The sequence below is a fragment of the Pseudoalteromonas gelatinilytica genome (assembly GCF_001641615.1).
Classification (GTDB): Bacteria; Pseudomonadota; Gammaproteobacteria; order Enterobacterales; family Alteromonadaceae; genus Pseudoalteromonas; species Pseudoalteromonas gelatinilytica.
Genome location: NZ_LRRU01000022.1, coordinates 406,781 through 423,521, shown reverse-complemented (window position 1 = coordinate 423,521; position 16,741 = coordinate 406,781). Strand labels below are relative to the sequence as shown.

Genomic DNA, 16,741 nt, shown 5'->3' with positions numbered 1-16,741 from the left:
CGATGAGGAATGATTATGAGCATGCAAATTAAACAACTCCTTACTAAAAAATGGCACGTTAGCTACAGCCAATTTGTCTGGCTGGTGTCGTTGTACTTGGTTATTGCATTTAATGGCCTGTTTTTATTTAACATGCTTGAAGCAGCCAGCAAACCTGAACATGTCAATTGGTTATTTATAGCAAGCGTACCGTTTTTCTTATTAGCACTGACGGCAATGGTGTTAAGTTGGTTATCGCTAATCACCTTTGTTAAACCGGTACTTTTAACAAGCATCGTGGTTTCATCGTTGTTGTTTTATGCAACCTTAAATTACGGTGTTATCTTTGATAAAAGCATGCTGCAAAATATCTTAGAAACAAATTCAGGCGAGGCATTTTCATACCTTAATGTACAAGTTATCGCTTTTATTGCTGTGCTAGGCGTACTGCCTGCTTACTTGTTTTCTCGCTTTAAAATTGTCGGAAACTTTCGTGTTCGTCTTAAAAGCTTTGCGCTTCTTAACGTTACAGCGTTTATTGCTGTAGCTGTTATTGCCGTTCCTTTTTATAAAGATTACGCATCTGTAGGGCGAAATAATCGCCAATTAACCAGCTACATTACCCCTTTTGCATTTTATACTGCGGGCTATAAGTACCTGCGCGATAATTATTTTTATCCACCTTTACCATTTAAAGTCTTAGATAAAACACCGCACCTATTAGCTAAGCAACAAAGTTCACTGACGATTATGGTGGTAGGTGAAACAGCCCGTGCAGCAAACTTTTCACTGCAAGGTTACGACAAGCCAACTAATCAATATACCCCTAAACTTGGCGTTAAATATTTCAGTGATGTTAGTTCATGTGGCACCGCAACGGCCATTTCTGTACCTTGCATGTTCTCGCGCTTAGACCGCAATCACTATGATTCTCGCATCGCGCAAAGCCAAGAAAATGCCCTAGATATCATTCAACGAAGTGGTGTCGAAGTAACGTGGATTGATAACAATAGCAGCTGTAAAGGGGTTTGCGTACGGGTAAACTCACAAACTGTAGAACCTACAAAGAGCAACCCACTTTGTGACGGACGCTATTGTTTTGATGAAGTACTGGTTGAAGAGTTAGCTGCAAAGCTTGCCAAAAGTGATGCGAAACACCAACTAGTGGTGTTACATATGATTGGTTCACATGGGCCAACCTACTATCGCCGCTATCCAGAAAAAGACAGTAAATTTTTGCCTGATTGCCCACGTAGCGATATCCAAAATTGTAGCAGTGAGCAACTCACAAACACCTATGATAATACCATTGCTTATACCGACCTAGTGCTCAGTAAACTTATTAATTTACTGCAAAACAGTCAGGCGGATGACAAAGCCCTGCTGTATGTTTCTGATCACGGTGAATCACTAGGTGAAAAAGGCTTGTACTTACATGGCTTCCCGTATGCGTTAGCGCCTAAAGAGCAAACCCAAGTGCCTATGCTGTTTTGGAGTAATAAACTCGCCGATACCCGCTTTAATCAATGTATCGAACAGCAGCGTAACCATGCTTTTTCGCACGATAACATTTTTGACACCTTACTTGGCTTAACCCATGTACAAAGCACTGAATATCACCCAGAGCAAGATATCTTTAATGCTTGCTCAACACAAAGCTAACGAAATAGAGATTTCATACCATGCAATTTGATAGCACTAACAAACCCATTGGCATTAAACGTATTCGCCTCGCATTCAAAAACTCCCAACGTGCATTCACGTGGTTAGCAAAGCATGAGTCTGCTTTTAAACAAGAGCTGATTCTGTTGGTGCTTGCCATAGCAGTGGTTTTTGTTTGGCAGATTAGCCTGTATGAGAAAATTATGCTGCTTGTATCAGTGCTATTTGTGATGTTTGCTGAAGTCGTCAATACGGCAATTGAAGCCGCCATAGACCGAATAGGCCTTGAAATTCATCCATTATCAGGCCTAGCTAAAGACTTAGGATCCGCAGCCGTACTGATTGCTTTAACGATTTGTGCGTTGGTATGGGGCGGCGTGTTTGTTAATAACCTAAGCTAACTCGCTTTTTTATCATCAGGGGTGTCATTACAAAGTGCACAGTGGCGCCCTTTTGATGAATGATATAAACGGGTTGCGATAAAAATGGCCGTGGCAATAAAAGACCAAAGCAGCGCAAAACCTAACGCGCTGAGCGTCTCGTGACCTTTTAGAATTTCCACCATAAATAACAAAATAGCCACCAGCGTAAAAACTTTAGCGGCTCTTAGTATCCAGAACTTTGTACCCACAACTTACTCCTTTAAATGAGACTCCTTAGAACGAGACTCCTTTGAAAGAATCAGTGTAGTACAAAATAAGAAAAACAGCCTAAAAACTTGAAGCAGGCTCAGACAATATCTGTACATTATTTTTAAATACCTCTAAAAGCCCCGGCGGTGAGTGCTCAGTACCAAGCACGGTAACATGACAGACATAACGATAACCGTTGTTAGTAAAGGTGTAAAAATGATTCCCCCCACTGCCATCAAAACTTAATGTGCCCCCTGTTATCACTAGGCTTGGCTCATCTTGCATTGATTGATCAACCTCCCATGCTGCATAGCGGTATTGATTATCAGCCAGTTCATCGATACGAATTAAATGCTGTTTAGTTTGCCACGTTAGTATCGGCTTTGTGAATTCACGGAGGCTTTTGTGTAATGCTTGTTTTTGCTCGTCAATCAATGCTTCGCGTCGTGCTTTTTCTGCCTCTGATTCATAAGGCACAGCCCAAATGGAGCCATCAAAGTCTAACCACAATTTGCCTGAATCAAACATAATGCCACGCCACCCCATCATTTCCCAATCATGGCGAATACTTGAGTTCACGATTTTTTCGACAAACTCTTTATCAAAAATTTGCTCAAACTTTTCTATGAGCATTTGCTCATTTTCTATTGCTTGCAGCGGCGCTTTACGCTGCAAAGGATAATGCACTCGCTTGGCAATGGCAGCTTTGTCACCCGCCTTAAATACCGCAACCACAGGTTTGACGATATTTAGGTGCTTTGTTGCGGCAAGACCACTGAATGCCATCAACAAAAGGAATAGATAAACGCTGTACTTAAAAAATCTCATTAATTACTCAACCACCAAATCAAACACAACATTGACACTTGCTCTGAAGGTAATCGACTCTTGTAGATACTTACCTTCTGGGACTGTATTCATACGTGAGCCCGTAACCATAATTCGTTCAATATTTGTATTGCTACCATAGCCAAAGTGACTACCTACCTCTTGCGATTGAATACTATACACCCGACCAAGTTTCGCTTCGAATGCGCTAGCGAGGCTACTTCCCTGCTGTTTGGCATTCGCTACTGCTTTATCAAGAGCGGCTTGCTCGTAATCTGAGGCTTTGGTTGATAAAAGTTGAATTTGCTCGATTTGATTGACACCCACTTTAAGCGCAAAATTTAAAAATCCGTCCAAAAGGGAGAGTTTTTTAAGGCTGACTTTGACCTTTCGCGTGGCTCGAAAACCATCTTTAACTTGATTATCATTTTCGTCATAACGCATGTTCGGCTCTACGAAAATTCGACCCGCAGAGATACTTTTTTCGTCTATAAAGAAATTATTTAAGCCCGCAAGGAGTTCATTGACTTGCGCATCTACTTGCTGCTTAGCCTGCACGCTTTCAGCTTTTACAACTTCAAACTCTAACGTGATATCAGCACTATCGGGGGCAGTACGTACAACAGCCTCACCTTTAACAACAATATGACGATTATCCGGCAGACTTGTAGCAGCCATCGCAGAACTGCTACATAAAACCAGTAACAACAAAGATTTAAGCATCATAACCTCTCCTTAGAAAAAAGTTATGATGCCTTGCTACAGCAGGAAAGTATAGTAATGCATACTTTCTTTCGATATAAAAAAGCGAGTGATGATAACTCACCACTCGCAAACTCATCGAAGTTAAGATGATAGGAAATAAACGCTAATTGGCTTTAACTAGCCATCGCATTGTCGACGTAATCTTCGACCATATCGGCAAAATCTTGATCAACAATACCCAGCTCTGCAAAGCACTGCTCTTTAATTTTAAACCACTCGCTCGAATACTGTTGGTGACGGGCATAGTCCACAGCACTCTCCGCGCATTTTAAGATGGCATACGCCATACGTTGTTGCTCATCATTGTTTTGCTCTAAAAAGTGCGTGTTGTGATGATTTAAAATAACATGACAAAGTGGCTTTGGAAGGTGCCATGATACCGAGATAAAATAACCAATCACCGCATGATCGCACTGATAACGAGCCTGTTCTAGGTCGGTGATAGCCAGCTCTTTAGCTAGATTTGCTTGTTTAAGAACATCAACATAATCTCTGAACTTTAATGCCATAGCAGCAATACCGACATTATGGAAAAGCCCTAATGAATAAAGCTCGTCCACTGGCATTAATGACTTATAACTGTTTCCTAGCAGTACACAGGCATTTGCAACTTCAACCGACTCATCCCAAAAGCGCTCTAAGCTAATACAGGCATTACCTTTAAAATTTTGCTTAAGCAAGGCTAAGGTGACTAGCCGATTAAGCTGATCTAACCCTAAAAACATCGCCGCTTGGCGTATATCACTAATGGTGCGTTGTAAGCCAAACACCGGGCTATTTATAGTTTTTAATAATAAGGCCGACAGGCTAATGTCTCGAGAGATCAAATTGGCTATTTTATCTAAGCTTGCATCCGACTTTTGCATTTCATCGGCAATTTGGCTCAATAGCTCAGGTTTTGGTGGAATATGAAAACCGCGTTCAAGCGAAACTAGGCGTTGTTCATCTAAGTTGATCATTTGCCCAAGAGCCTCCGTTAATAAGCAACGAGCAATTTAATGGTTTAGATGTGTAAAATAACCTAAGAAGTTCGCCTTAGTATTGTTTGAGATCAATGTGTTGCGAAGAAAGGAAAATAATTAATGAAAGGCTAACACGGCACATTATGACAACTTGCTATAATATGCCGACTTTTTGAAGATTTGCTTAGTGGGCAAGTACGCTTAGCCACTCATCAGGGTTTGCTAGGATGAACTCAAATACATCGTTGTTATTTAGAGTAATGCGAATTCCATCTGCTGTAATTGGTAGAATACCCGCACCTTTACCCGAACACTTATCAACGTTATTGATGTGCGCTCGTGAAAGTGTGTATGGACCTAAGCCTAACTCTTTATTAAACGGTTCAAAAACAATCTCTTGTTCAGTCACTAAAAGCTTACCATCCGCTTTTGCGACACCCGATTGAATAGTCGCTGTTGATTCTTTGACTGTGTGTGCGTGCATATCCTTTACTCCAATTAACAGATGAGTGTTAACTTACACTCAATGAAACCTTAAAATTTCGTACCAACTTAAGATACACCACGTACAAAAAAAGTACAGTGAAATTGATTTCAAACTTTTTTAAAAAAACTTAATTATTCGCTTTAAGTTATTTTTAGCTTAGTTGTTAAGGTTTTTTATTATCCTCACAAAAAGTCATTCTGACATAGGCCTTTCTTATGTGAACGAAAAAAATACTGCTATGCTTAAATTAACAGCAAGATAGGTGCGGTAAACTGATGACAAAAGCGTTGCAGCAAACTAAAAACAAGTTGAAAGTGAATGCAATTATCGTGATTGCATTAGTAACGTCGCTCACTGTTACCTCATTATTCTTTTACAAAAATGTCGACTCACAATGGCATGACTATTCAAAAACCGCCGCTAACGTTTATGTACTCCACGACAAGCTAATTCAAAAACTCGGGTATGGTGGCTTTATTCACCATTTTAAAAACCTAGTGCTCAGAAAAAATACAGAACTGTATCTTCCGCCCATTGAAAAGGAACTCATCGAAATAAAAGAGATCCTTGCCAAACTTAGCGCAATAAAAGAGTACGATCAGACTGCGCTTACTGACGTTAAAAAAACGGTTATTGAATATGAAGATAAACTCGATATTGTTTTAAGAATGATAGCTAATGGCGCGACTAGCGAGCAGATAGATACCACTGTAAAAGTAGATGATACAGATGCGTTGAAGGCACTTGCCGCGTTCGAGCGGCATGTAAAGTTAATGCTTCAAGATAAAAGCATCGCCATTGATGAAAACTTCCAAATTGCTTACATCGTGCATGTGTTAACAATTATATTGCTCACTAGCATATTGCTTATTTACTTTAGAAAGCTTTCAAACTCTTATAAACAACAGATTGAGCTTACTGAGCGCGCTTTAGAAGGCGCGAGAATAAAATCAGAATTTTTAGCTAATATGAGTCATGAAATACGTACCCCACTTAATGGCATTATGGGGCTTTTACAAATTTTGCAGCCAAATATTCAAAAACCGAAAAATATAGAAGTTGTGTCTAAGGCACTGTTTTCTTGTCGATCACTCCTTACTATCATCAACGATATTTTAGATTTTTCGAAAATGGAGGCGAACGAGCTTTCAATTGAACAGGTGGACTTTTCGATGTCGAAGGTCGTTGAATCAATCAATTCTGATTTTCTGCCGCTTTGTAACGAAAAAGCAATCGAACTAAACATAGATATAGACGATGACGTTGAAGATTTATGGATAGGAGACCCAGTTCGGGTTCGACAAATTATTTTAAACCTGGTTTCTAACGCCGTTAAATTTACCGAGCAAGGTGGCGTGCAAGTAAAAATTAATAAATCTTCGCAAAGCCAAAAACAAGGTGTTGAGATAGAAGTAATTGATACCGGCATTGGTATGAATAAAGAAGGTTTAATGCATCTGTTTAACCGTTTTCAGCAAGCCGATAACAGTATAACACGACGTTTTGGCGGGACTGGATTAGGGATGTCGATCACCGCGAATCTTATTAACCGTATGAATGGCAGTATTGATGTAGACAGCGCGCTCGGTAAAGGCACCCATTTCACCGTTTATTTACCGCTCAAAGTATCTGAAAAGCAGCACTTACATGATAGCTTTACCGATGTAACCGCGCCTGACTTATCGGCTAAAACTGTACTAATTGCTGAAGATAACCCACTCAATACCATGATCATCAAATCGATGCTTGCAGAAACCAACGCAGATCTTCATTTTGCAAAAGATGGCGCTGAAGCAGTCGAGCTATTTAAACAACTAAACCCCATTTTAGTTTTAATGGATATACAAATGCCAACTATGGGGGGAATCGAAGCCTGCTCACATATTCGTAGCATTGATAAAGAGGTGCCTGTTATTGCCTTGACTGCCAACGTGATGAAAGAAAATATCATCGAATACATGAACTGTGGTTTTAATGGCCACGTAGGCAAACCCATTGAAAAGCATTTACTATTTAAAGCGCTGCATGATGTCATTGCAATTAGCCGTGACGAGTTCATAGACTAGGCTTCCCAAACAGAAAATTTTATTTTACTTTACTTTCAATGCGTTACAATTTCACTTCTACGTTTATCCTGCTGATTCAATATTGTATGATTTTTATCCTATATTGATTGACTTGGCTAAAAAGATCCCTCATAGTCGAAAAAATCATCAGTACACATTAGACCAAATTATAAAAACCAAGTAGCAACTAAAACGCTATCAACAAAAATGTGGAGGAGATGCGTTATGAACCGTAAGTCAAAATTAATCTACCGTATTATGTTGGCCTCTAAGCTTCATAGCCGTAATAAAGAGATATCACTCGATAAACTAAAACAAGGCTGCTGCCTAAGTGACTCTGAATTACTAACCATTATAAAAGAGCTGGAAATTAAAAAACTGATCAGCTGGGATGCCAGTAAATCGGCTTTTATGATTTCAGCCTAGCTCAGCATATTTAAACGACAGCTTGGCTACACCTGGCTGTCGTTTTTACATATTTCCCCACCCTATTTAATCATTTAAGTATTTATCCGCCACCCCCTATAATTAAGCCATTAAATAAGACCTTAATCGATTATGTAACTGCATTGTGAATACGTATGCACATATTTGTTACATTCATTATCAGGGTATATATTTATCAGACTGCGTGTTTTTTACACGACAACTAAAACCGACAACAAGGTCTAACATGAATTCATTGCTAACCAAAAGTTTGCTTATTTTATTGCTAAGCCTCATTACTGCATGTACACACACTAAAACTGCAAACACTGCCTATGAGCCCAAGCCTTACGTAAAACTAATTCATCCTGAGTGGTCAAAAAATGCGGTGCTTTATCAATTAAATACGCGTCAATTCACTAAAGAAGGCACCTTTAATGCAGCACAGCAGCAATTGCCACGCTTGAAAGAGTTAGGCGTTGATATTATTTGGCTTATGCCAATAAACCCGATTGGTGAAGAAAATCGCAAAGGCAGTTTAGGTAGCCCTTATTCTGTAAAAGATTACCGTAAAGTAAACTCTGAGTTTGGCACACTTGAAGACCTCAAAGCCTTTGTGAACAAAGCCCATGATATGGGGATGTACGTCATTTTAGATTGGGTAGCAAACCACAGTGCTTGGGATAACTGGCTTCGATATGAACACCCCGATTGGTACGACCGAGACTACAAAGGCCAATTTAGGCCAACACCGTGGTGGGATTGGTCTGACATTATTGACTTTGATTATTCGAAACCTGCTCTACGTGAATACATGACAGAATCGATGAAATACTGGGTAAAAGAAGTCGGTATTGATGGCTATCGCTGTGATGTAGCTGGCTTTGTGCCGGTAGATTTTTGGAATAATGTCCGCCGTGAGCTTGATAACATAAAGCCTGTTTTAATGCTGGCTGAGTGGGAGTCTCGCGATTTACATGCCGAAGCCTTTGATATGACTTACGCGTGGTCATGGTCTGAGCACATGCATAAAATCGTCAATGGTCATGCTGATGTCAGCGCCCTCTTCGTTTATTACTCATGGAACGAAAGTGCATTCCCAGCCGAGGCTTACCGCCTTGTAGGTGTTGCCAACCATGACACTAATGCATGGGAAGGCACCATGTTCGAAAACTATGGCGATGCACTTGAAGCCGTTATTGCATTATCTGTCGTTGGTGAAGGCTTCCCGATGATTTATAACGGTCAAGAAGCAGGTAACGATAAACGCCTCGCCTTTTTCGAACGTGACCCATTCAAATGGCAAAAGCACCCTATCGGTGACTTATATCAATCACTATTTTCACTCAAACATAATAATGAAGCACTGTGGAATGGCCAATTTGGCGGCCGTATGGTGCATGTACCAAACACCGCACCAAAACAAGTGCTAAGCTTTGTTCGTGCAAAAGGCAACGATAAAGTATTTGCCGTATTCAACCTATCGAAAGCGCCACAAACAGTTAGCTTTAAAGAGCCATTGTTTTTGGGTAAATACACGGATGCTTTTTCAAAACAGCTAATAGAATTTACTGAAACAACAGAACTCACAATTCCGGCGTGGGGATTTAGAGTGTTTGTGAAATAGTTTTAAGAGCCTAGGTTCTAGGTTCTAGGTTCTAGGTTCTAGGTTCTAGGTTCTAGGTTCTAGGTTCTAGGTTCTAGGTTCTAAAGTAAATTGTAAGAAAGAAGACATCATTCATACCAGCTAATAAATCGGTGTAATTTAATAGAAAATTAAAGCGGGTATCGAAAGCGTGTTTAAAAAAGAGATAAGTATGAAGAAAGTCACCCAAAGAAGATTTTGGGTGGCAGTCTTACCAGCCGCATCTCGGCACACACGTCACACGCTGTGGCTGCTCCCTTCCGGGCCTGACCAGGTTCACCTGCTAGTGTTGCGAGAGGACCAATAAGACTACCATTGAGGGCCTTGTTTGGCGCGGGAGGGATTATCTCTACTTTTAGCCTGTTATTCAAGGGGTATTCGAAAAAGAAAGTGCGATTGCATACTTGGTATACAATCGCACTGTCATTAAGGGGGTTATTGCTTACTTTTCAAGTTCAGCTTTAATGTTGCGCAGCGCAGCTTTCACTTTTTTCATATTTTCTGGACCCATACGCAGCAATTGTTTTTGCGCATCAGGTAGACTTTCCCACTCTGAGTAAGCATATTGATACGTAACTGAGTTACGAATAAGCGGCATATCACCTTTTGGCTCAGGTGTATCAAGCAGTACGTCAATCGCCTCTTCTAGCGTGCCTGTGAATGCATCACCTTCGTAGCCAATTTCTGCATAAGCTTCGTTGATAAGTGGTTTGTATTCATCGTACATACGAATAACTTGAGCAGCGCTTAGGCTAGTAAATAGTTTTACGTATGGCGTGTAACGCTCATAGCTATTTGGGTCGATTGTTAAGATATCGCCCTCAATAACTTTAAACGACTCTTTAGGGCGCTCAACAGGCGCATGGCTTAATGCCACTTTACCTTTTGCAATGTTATCAACATACACAACACCACGACGAATAAGATCATCGGTCACCATTAAGCTCATCACTTGGTCGCTTAGTACTTCATCCATACGCGCAATCACCACATCATCGCTTTCATTTAACGTTGGTAGTGGCTCAACGTCTGGAACTGGCTCTGGAGTACGTTCTGGTGCAGTATCTACAACAACGGGCTCTGGCTCAGGCTCTGTCATTTCAGGTTCTGGTTCAGGCTCTTGATACTCAACAACTGGCGCTTGTTCGCTAACAATGTCTTCAACAACTTGAACTGGTTTATCTTCGGGTTTCAATAAAATAAACGCTGCTACACCAGCTACAAGGAGAAGAATAACCACCGCAAAAATCAGGTTGTTATTTGATGAACCCTTTTGTACTTCAGGTTCTGACGAATGCTCTGACATAGACACTCCCTTAAAATAAAACAGATAAAAAATACGAAAAAAACATTTAGCCTTGAGCTAATCTTTGCTTCTTCTAGCTTAAAGACTTACAGTTGATAAATAAAGTAAAGACGCACAAGTATTTAAATGCAACCATGAGCAGTAAGTTAAAAAAAACACAGCACTCTAAAATCGCTTTATTACTAACAGGTGGTGGCGCGCGAGCGGCTTATCAAGTTGGTGTACTTAAAGCGATAACGCAAAGTATGCCTCGCACAGCACCGCTGCCCTTTACTATTATTAATGGGACATCAGCTGGCGCAATTAATTCCGCTGCGTTAGCATGTTATGCATCGTGTGCACATTTAGCATGCAAAAAACTTGAATGGGTGTGGAAAAACTTTTCGACTTCTCAGGTTTATAAAAGCGACTTTTTAAGTGTGTTTTTGCATATTACTCGCAACATGCTCACGAGCTTTCAATCTGAACATATTAATCACCCACCAGCGAGTTTGCTGAACAATAAACCGCTGCGAAAACTACTGCACGAAATACTCGATTTATCGCGTATTGAACGGAATTTACATAAAAACTACCTAGATGCAGTATCGATTACTGCTTCGAGCTATACTACCGGTGACTCTGTGGCCTTTTTTCAGTCACTGACACAAAAGCCCTGGCGCAGAGCAAAACGTGAGGGGCAAGCAACTCGCATTAATGTTGATCACCTAATGGCATCCAGCGCTATTCCGATGGTGTTTCCAAGTGTGAATGTTTATAACCACTATTTTGGCGACGGCTCTATTCACCAACTTTCACCACTGAGCCCGTCGGTACACTTAGGTGCTGAAAAAATCTTTATTATTGGTGTTGATGAACCAAAAGAATTGCACCCACCGGGTTATCAGCCTCATTACCCGGGTCTTTCTAATATTGCTGGTCACTTACTCGATAGCGTCTTTACCGACACGCTACAGTCTGATTTAGAGCGCTTACAGCGTATCAATCGCACACTGAGCCTTTTACCTGCCCGCGACAAACACCAAGAGTTAAAACAAATCGAAACTTGCGTGATCAACCCATCGCAAAACTTTAATGCAATTGCTGCTCAGTTTTATGATGACATGCCCATGGCAATCAAACTGTTATTGCGTATGATCGGTGTGAAAAAACGTTCACAATCAAGTTTAACGAGCTACTTACTGTTTGAAAAGCGTTATACCCAAAAGCTTATAGAAATTGGTTACCAAGACGGTCTCAAAAAATTACCTGAAATTCGTAAGTTTTTAGAGCTGGAGTAACTTATTGTTACTCCATACCATCGAGTAAAAACCGTTCGACCCGCTCTACTCGCCTAGGCTTGCCTTGCAGCACTAAAATGTCGCCTGCCAATAAAATGGTTTGTGATGAAGGCGCGTCAATTTCGCGGTCTTGTCGGCGCAGCGCTCTTACCGACACACGGCGCTGCTCAAGCTTAAGCTCACTAATTTTCTGATTTACCGCATAAGCATGCTCAGGCAGTGCTATAACATGTAAATACTCAAGCCTGTCTGAACTTGCCTCTTCGCCATCAAGTTTATCGCCGGTGAAAAAGCCATTTAAAAACTTATAACGGTTGCGCCGCTCTTTACTTACACGGCGAATGATCCGTGTCATCGGCACGCCAGACATATACAGCACATGCGAAACCAACATTAAACTTGCTTCAAGGGTTTCTGGCACCACCTCAGTCACGCCGAGTTCTTTGAGGGTTTCAAGTTCAGTATCATCACGCATTCGTACCAGTATTTTTACCTTGGGCGCAATTTGTTTAATCGCATCAACGACTATTTGCGTTTGTTCAAAATCAGTAAAGGTAATAATGACTAGCCTTGCCCGCTCTACGCCCGCTGATTTTAAAATATCTTTTTGATTTACATGGCCAAATATCACTGGCTCACCGGCCGCTTTTGCTTCTTGTAATAAGATGGGGTTACTTTCAACGGCGACGTATTCAATTGCTTCTGGCTTTAAAAAGCGCGCAACGGTTTGCCCAACCCGTGAGAAACCACAAATAACGACATGATTTTGATACAAGGGACTACTAGTAGCAGGCTGTTGCCAATACTGCCCGGCATGACTTAAAAGGCCGAGTTTTTTAAGGATGAGCGGTGTTTTTTCGATAAGATAAGGCGTTAGCGCCATTGAAAGTACGCCAACGGCTATTAAAAACGAAGCTTGCTCTGAGCTTATCAACAAGTGCTGCGAAGCAAGTGCAATTAATACAAAGCCGAATTCCCCCATTTGCCAAAGCATAATGCCCGCCGATACGGCATCTTGCTTACGCTCCCCCATCACTTGAGCCGCAATCGCGAGCACCGCAATTTTAAATAGCAATAAGCCAATTAATACGATGATGATCCAATACCAGCTATTGAGCACATAAAGCACATCTAGCTGCATACCGACGGTCACAAAGAATAGCCCCATTAATATGTCGCGAAACGGTCTAATATCGGCTTCTAGTTGGTGACGATAATGACTTTCACCTAACATCATGCCGGCTAAAAAGGCGCCTAACGCCATTGATAAGCCAAATAGGTAAGTCAAGCCTGCGGCAAACAAGGCGACCAATAAAGTCGTTAGCATAAATAGCTCATCGGTTCTTACCAGCGCTATTTCACTAAATACTTTAGGCAAAATCCATTTACCTATACCAAACAATAAAATACACACTAAAGCGCCTTTGGTGAGTGCAAAAGCCAGTGCGCCGACAATTTCTTCAGAGCCACTTTGAGCCAATAAAGGATAGACAATGAGTAAAGGGACAACGGCAATATCCTGAAACAGCAACACCCCTATTGCCAATTGGCCGCGGCGCTGGTTTAAGTCTCCAGATTCTTTAAGTAACTTAACTACCACCGCCGTTGAAGACAGCGCCATTAAACTGGCAATGGTAAAACTATTTAAAAGGCTGTGCTCTAGCAGCAGTAAAATAAGCATAAATACAATGCTGGTTACCACAACCTGCAAAGAGCCAAGACCAAATACAATATTGCGCATTGCCATTAAACGCGGCAATGAAAACTCAAGCCCTAAGCTAAACAGTAAAAAGACAATGCCAAGCTCGGCAACAAAGTGCATTTCATGACTTTGTGCCATCCAGCCAATACCATGACTCCCCGCCAGCACACCGGTGGCAAGATAAGCAAGAATAGGTGGTAAACCAATTCGTTTGAAGAACCAAACAAATAATACGGCAGCGACGAGCAAGCCAAACACTTGAATCAGCACATTTTGCAAGCAATAAACTCCCTTCTACTTGATGATAAAGCTGTACCCTCCTTTAAATATAGCAACCTTCTGTTTTTCAGCCAGTTTAAAAATGTGGCACAAATCTCGCTATGTAGGAGTATCTAAACACTCCGGGGGGAGAATTATCATGGAAAATGTCCATATTTTGACGCAGCGGGTGTCTGCGCGAGGCGAGTTTCTGCCGTTTTCGGCAGAGCATTACCGAATAAGTGAACCGAATAGTCCACATGACTTGGTCGCGAGGTTACAAACCACGTTATCAATCGAAGGTATTTTGACGATTTTTGCAGAGCACGCAAAGCAATTGATCAATTTATCTGGATTACAATTCCAATCTGCACTCGGAGTGTCACAAAGTGCTGGCAGCGATACCAGTCAAACACCGTACTCTTTTGATTTAGATATCGAAAGTGAACGCTTAGGGCAGTTAATTTATTTTAGCCAGTTCCCTATGGGTAAAGCGATTGAAGCAAAATTAAAGCAGCTTCATACAGCACTCGTTTACCCATTACGTAATGCACTTATGTATACCCGCGTATTACGTTTAGCGACTAAAGATGCGCTAACAGGCTTAAACAACCGTAGTCAATTTAATGACAGCTTGGCACAAAAGCTAGAACGTTGCCGCCGTCAACATCGCCCATTTAGTTTAATGCTGCTTGATTTAGATAACTTTAAACAAGTAAACGATAACTTTGGTCATAAAATTGGCGATGATGTGCTGCAAGAATTTGCCAATGTATTACGCAGTAGTGTGCGCGGTACCGACTCAATTTTCCGCTTTGGTGGAGATGAGTTTGCATTGTTAATTGACGATCCTGAATTTACCACTAATAAAGTGATTGCCGATCGCATTATGAGCTTGGTTTCTCAATCCGGTTTGATGACACAGTATGATGTTACATCAAGTATTGGTTATACACTCGCCAATAACCAAGACTGCGAAAACGAAGTGTTTGCCCGTGCTGACAAAGGGCTTTATAAGGCAAAAGCAGCTGGAAGAAATTGCGCAAGAGCATTTTAATGAAAAGAAAGCCTAGCATCCCCCGCTAGGCTTTTTTATTTATAAGTTTATAACCAAGTAATACCAACCAAAAACCACAGAAAAAGCCACTTAGTAAGTAAAGTAAGGCAGCCATGGTGGTAAGGGGCGATACCATCACTAATGCCAAAGGCGTTAGCACGCCCAATATAAAGAAAATACCACCTTTACCTGACCAGTAACCTAGTAGCAATAACGAGCAAACAAGGCCGCCAGCAAGCGCATATAAAAGTGTGTTTATTGTCAGTTCTGTATAAGCAAAACCAGCAATAACAGCCACTAACACCGACAGCAAAAAGCCAAGTGGTGCTTTATTAACTAGTGATAAACCAACATGTGGTTGTTCACTCATAAAGTGTCTCCCATAGAATTCCATCATCAACACTGTGCTGCTCACTAACAAAGTAGCCAACAACTTGCACAAGTTGATCGTTATAAAAAATAAGTGGTGTCTGCGCACGTAACCAAGGAGCTACTTTGGCATCTTTAAACCAATGCTTTAAGGTGTTTGAGCCTGGTTTATGCAATGGTTTGATACGCGCTTGCGGCCTATTAAATTCAACCCGTACCTGCTCATCCTGCCGTGGTTTTCTAATACCCTTGCCCTGTTTCACGGCTAGCGTTCGGCCATCTGTCAGTACAATGCTCTGCAAAGTTATATCCATCGCCTCAGGTATTGCCTGCTCTTTCACAAAGTACCAATGCTGCTGATGACGACGAACATCACCGCTTTGCAGACAAATTTTTAGCTGGGCATCGGCTTTGGCCGTTAAACCTTGCTCAATAATTTGCTGTAGCTGATTTTCTGAAGGCAGTTGATGGGTAAACTGATTCAGCCACGCACGCACAAGGTTTGCTTGTCTAGGCTGGCTAAAGGGCGCAATTGCCAGGCAACTTAAGCCACCCTGCGCATTTTGACACTGTGCAAGGTCACTTTGCGTATATTCATCAAGTAGCGTTTGCTGTTTCTGTAACAGTCGAATACTTCGCGCTGCACTTTTTTCAAACCCTTGAAAACGCTCCGTTAAAATAGGCATAACCTGATGACGTAAAAAATTACGGTCAAAGCGTTCATCAATATTTGAGTCATCGGTGATATGCGAAATAGCAAATTCATCAGCAAACTGTTCAATTTGCTCACGAGTAATATTAATCAGCGGTCTAAAACATAATCGCCCAGATGCTAATAAGCGCTGTTGTTGCATTGACGCTAAACCCTGTAAGCCTGAACCGCGTTTTAGGCGAAGTAAGAAGGTTTCAAGTTGATCATTCAAGTGCTGGCCAAGTAATAATACGCTACCTGACATACAGTTTTCGTCGAGGGCTTGGTATCGAGCCTCTCGCGCTTGTGCTTCGAGTGAAGTACGCGAGCGCTGCTGAATTTCAACCTGCACGGCTTTAAATGCGACATCGATCTCTTCACACAGCGATTGGCAAAATCCTTGCCATTCAGAGGCATGCTTACTCAAACCATGATTAACATACACAGCTTCAAGCTTAAGCTCAGAGTACTGCTGTTGAGCTTGCTTCATCAAATGTAATAACACTACCGAGTCAACACCACCCGATAAGGCAACACTAAAGCGGCTGTGCTGAGCGGTCAGCAAAGGCTGTAGTTGTGCTAAAAAATGGTGAAATAAATCTGATGTTTGCATTAAAAACCAATGG

At 41.4% G+C, this 16,741-nt stretch carries 16 protein-coding genes and 1 other RNA gene; 7 read left to right on the top strand and 10 right to left on the bottom strand.

Going from position 1 to position 16,741, the window contains the following annotated elements; translation table 11 throughout:
• Positions 1 to 15 precede the first annotated feature (15 nt).
• Both NH153_RS19265 and NH153_RS19260 read left to right on the top strand, forming a co-directional pair.
• The gene (locus tag NH153_RS19265) at positions 16 to 1,641 is read left to right on the top strand and encodes a phosphoethanolamine transferase (protein WP_063706905.1); all 1,626 of its coding nucleotides are present in this window, start codon (positions 16 to 18) and stop codon (positions 1,639 to 1,641) included.
• A gap of 20 nt (positions 1,642 to 1,661) precedes the next feature.
• Positions 1,662 to 2,042 (top strand): diacylglycerol kinase, encoded by a 381-nt coding sequence (locus NH153_RS19260; RefSeq protein ID WP_058586251.1) that lies wholly within the window; start codon positions 1,662 to 1,664, stop codon positions 2,040 to 2,042.
• Here the strand turns inward: NH153_RS19260 and NH153_RS19255 are convergent.
• The 5 genes from NH153_RS19255 to NH153_RS19235 form a co-directional block, all read right to left on the bottom strand.
• A complete protein-coding gene (locus NH153_RS19255) occupies positions 2,039 to 2,272 on the bottom strand; it encodes a hypothetical protein (RefSeq protein WP_063706903.1) in 234 nt (77 codons plus the stop codon). The two genes, NH153_RS19260 and NH153_RS19255, sit on opposite strands and share 4 nt — an antisense overlap.
• A gap of 79 nt (positions 2,273 to 2,351) precedes the next feature.
• On the bottom strand, positions 2,352 to 3,101 hold the full coding sequence (locus NH153_RS19250) for a hypothetical protein (RefSeq protein WP_063706901.1): 750 nt from the start codon (positions 3,099 to 3,101) through the stop codon (positions 2,352 to 2,354).
• Between the two features lie 3 nt (positions 3,102 to 3,104).
• Complete coding sequence (locus NH153_RS19245; RefSeq protein ID WP_082874109.1) at positions 3,105 to 3,827, bottom strand: SIMPL domain-containing protein; 723 nt, start codon at positions 3,825 to 3,827, stop codon at positions 3,105 to 3,107.
• Positions 3,828 to 3,979: 152 nt separating this feature from the next.
• On the bottom strand, positions 3,980 to 4,825 hold the full coding sequence (locus NH153_RS19240; protein ID WP_063706899.1) for an HDOD domain-containing protein: 846 nt from the start codon (positions 4,823 to 4,825) through the stop codon (positions 3,980 to 3,982).
• Between the two features lie 187 nt (positions 4,826 to 5,012).
• A complete protein-coding gene (locus NH153_RS19235) occupies positions 5,013 to 5,312 on the bottom strand; it encodes a hypothetical protein (RefSeq protein ID WP_063528276.1) in 300 nt (99 codons plus the stop codon).
• A 278-nt stretch (positions 5,313 to 5,590) separates the two neighbouring features.
• Here NH153_RS19235 and NH153_RS19230 point away from each other — a divergent pair, with 278 nt between their 5' ends.
• From NH153_RS19230 to NH153_RS19220, 3 genes are all read left to right on the top strand, one after another.
• Entirely contained in the window at positions 5,591 to 7,381 is a 1,791-nt protein-coding gene (locus tag NH153_RS19230) for an ATP-binding protein (RefSeq protein WP_063706897.1), read from the top strand.
• Between the two features lie 225 nt (positions 7,382 to 7,606).
• Positions 7,607 to 7,807 (top strand): hypothetical protein, encoded by a 201-nt coding sequence (locus NH153_RS19225; RefSeq protein ID WP_063706895.1) that lies wholly within the window; start codon positions 7,607 to 7,609, stop codon positions 7,805 to 7,807.
• Between the two features lie 247 nt (positions 7,808 to 8,054).
• Positions 8,055 to 9,434 (top strand): alpha-amylase family glycosyl hydrolase, encoded by a 1,380-nt coding sequence (locus NH153_RS19220; protein ID WP_063706892.1) that lies wholly within the window; start codon positions 8,055 to 8,057, stop codon positions 9,432 to 9,434.
• A gap of 227 nt (positions 9,435 to 9,661) precedes the next feature.
• Here NH153_RS19220 and ffs read toward each other — a convergent pair.
• Positions 9,662 to 9,758, bottom strand: an RNA gene (gene ffs, locus NH153_RS19215) — signal recognition particle sRNA small type.
• Between the two features lie 136 nt (positions 9,759 to 9,894).
• Positions 9,895 to 10,758 (bottom strand): DUF3014 domain-containing protein, encoded by an 864-nt coding sequence (locus NH153_RS19210; protein WP_063706890.1) that lies wholly within the window; start codon positions 10,756 to 10,758, stop codon positions 9,895 to 9,897.
• Positions 10,759 to 10,892: 134 nt separating this feature from the next.
• On the opposite strand from NH153_RS19210, the gene NH153_RS19205 reads away from it, so the two are divergent.
• Positions 10,893 to 12,038, top strand: coding sequence for a patatin-like phospholipase family protein (locus NH153_RS19205; RefSeq protein WP_063706888.1), 1,146 nt, complete (start codon positions 10,893 to 10,895; stop codon positions 12,036 to 12,038).
• 7 nt (positions 12,039 to 12,045) lie between these two features.
• Here NH153_RS19205 and NH153_RS19200 read toward each other — a convergent pair whose 3' ends face one another.
• Positions 12,046 to 14,019 (bottom strand): monovalent cation:proton antiporter family protein, encoded by a 1,974-nt coding sequence (locus NH153_RS19200; protein WP_063706886.1) that lies wholly within the window; start codon positions 14,017 to 14,019, stop codon positions 12,046 to 12,048.
• Positions 14,020 to 14,158: 139 nt separating this feature from the next.
• Between NH153_RS19200 and NH153_RS19195 the strand changes: the two genes are divergently transcribed.
• Positions 14,159 to 15,055: a GGDEF domain-containing protein gene (locus NH153_RS19195; RefSeq protein WP_063706884.1), complete on the top strand. Its 897-nt coding sequence runs from the start codon at positions 14,159 to 14,161 to the stop codon at positions 15,053 to 15,055.
• Between the two features lie 25 nt (positions 15,056 to 15,080).
• Here the strand turns inward: NH153_RS19195 and NH153_RS19190 are convergent, their stop codons facing one another.
• A complete protein-coding gene (locus tag NH153_RS19190) occupies positions 15,081 to 15,425 on the bottom strand; it encodes a hypothetical protein (protein ID WP_063706882.1) in 345 nt (114 codons plus the stop codon).
• Positions 15,418 to 16,728, bottom strand: a complete 1,311-nt coding sequence (gene tilS, locus NH153_RS19185; protein ID WP_063706880.1) for a tRNA lysidine(34) synthetase TilS — start codon at positions 16,726 to 16,728, stop codon at positions 15,418 to 15,420. Before tilS ends, NH153_RS19190 begins: the two co-directional genes overlap by 8 nt.
• Positions 16,729 to 16,741 lie beyond the last annotated feature (13 nt).

Coding starts and splice junctions, on each gene's coding strand:
- NH153_RS19265 (WP_063706905.1), top strand. CDS start 16: ATGAGCATGCAAATTAAACAACTCCTTACTAAAAAATGGCACGTTAGC.
- NH153_RS19260 (WP_058586251.1), top strand. CDS start 1,662: ATGCAATTTGATAGCACTAACAAACCCATTGGCATTAAACGTATTCGC.
- NH153_RS19250 (WP_063706901.1), bottom strand. CDS start 3,101: ATGAGATTTTTTAAGTACAGCGTTTATCTATTCCTTTTGTTGATGGCA.
- NH153_RS19245 (WP_082874109.1), bottom strand. CDS start 3,827: ATGATGCTTAAATCTTTGTTGTTACTGGTTTTATGTAGCAGTTCTGCG.
- NH153_RS19240 (WP_063706899.1), bottom strand. CDS start 4,825: ATGATCAACTTAGATGAACAACGCCTAGTTTCGCTTGAACGCGGTTTT.
- NH153_RS19235 (WP_063528276.1), bottom strand. CDS start 5,312: ATGCACGCACACACAGTCAAAGAATCAACAGCGACTATTCAATCGGGT.
- NH153_RS19230 (WP_063706897.1), top strand. CDS start 5,591: ATGACAAAAGCGTTGCAGCAAACTAAAAACAAGTTGAAAGTGAATGCA.
- NH153_RS19225 (WP_063706895.1), top strand. CDS start 7,607: ATGAACCGTAAGTCAAAATTAATCTACCGTATTATGTTGGCCTCTAAG.
- NH153_RS19220 (WP_063706892.1), top strand. CDS start 8,055: ATGAATTCATTGCTAACCAAAAGTTTGCTTATTTTATTGCTAAGCCTC.
- NH153_RS19210 (WP_063706890.1), bottom strand. CDS start 10,758: ATGTCAGAGCATTCGTCAGAACCTGAAGTACAAAAGGGTTCATCAAAT.
- NH153_RS19205 (WP_063706888.1), top strand. CDS start 10,893: ATGAGCAGTAAGTTAAAAAAAACACAGCACTCTAAAATCGCTTTATTA.
- NH153_RS19195 (WP_063706884.1), top strand. CDS start 14,159: ATGGAAAATGTCCATATTTTGACGCAGCGGGTGTCTGCGCGAGGCGAG.
- NH153_RS19190 (WP_063706882.1), bottom strand. CDS start 15,425: ATGAGTGAACAACCACATGTTGGTTTATCACTAGTTAATAAAGCACCA.
- tilS (WP_063706880.1), bottom strand. CDS start 16,728: ATGCAAACATCAGATTTATTTCACCATTTTTTAGCACAACTACAGCCT.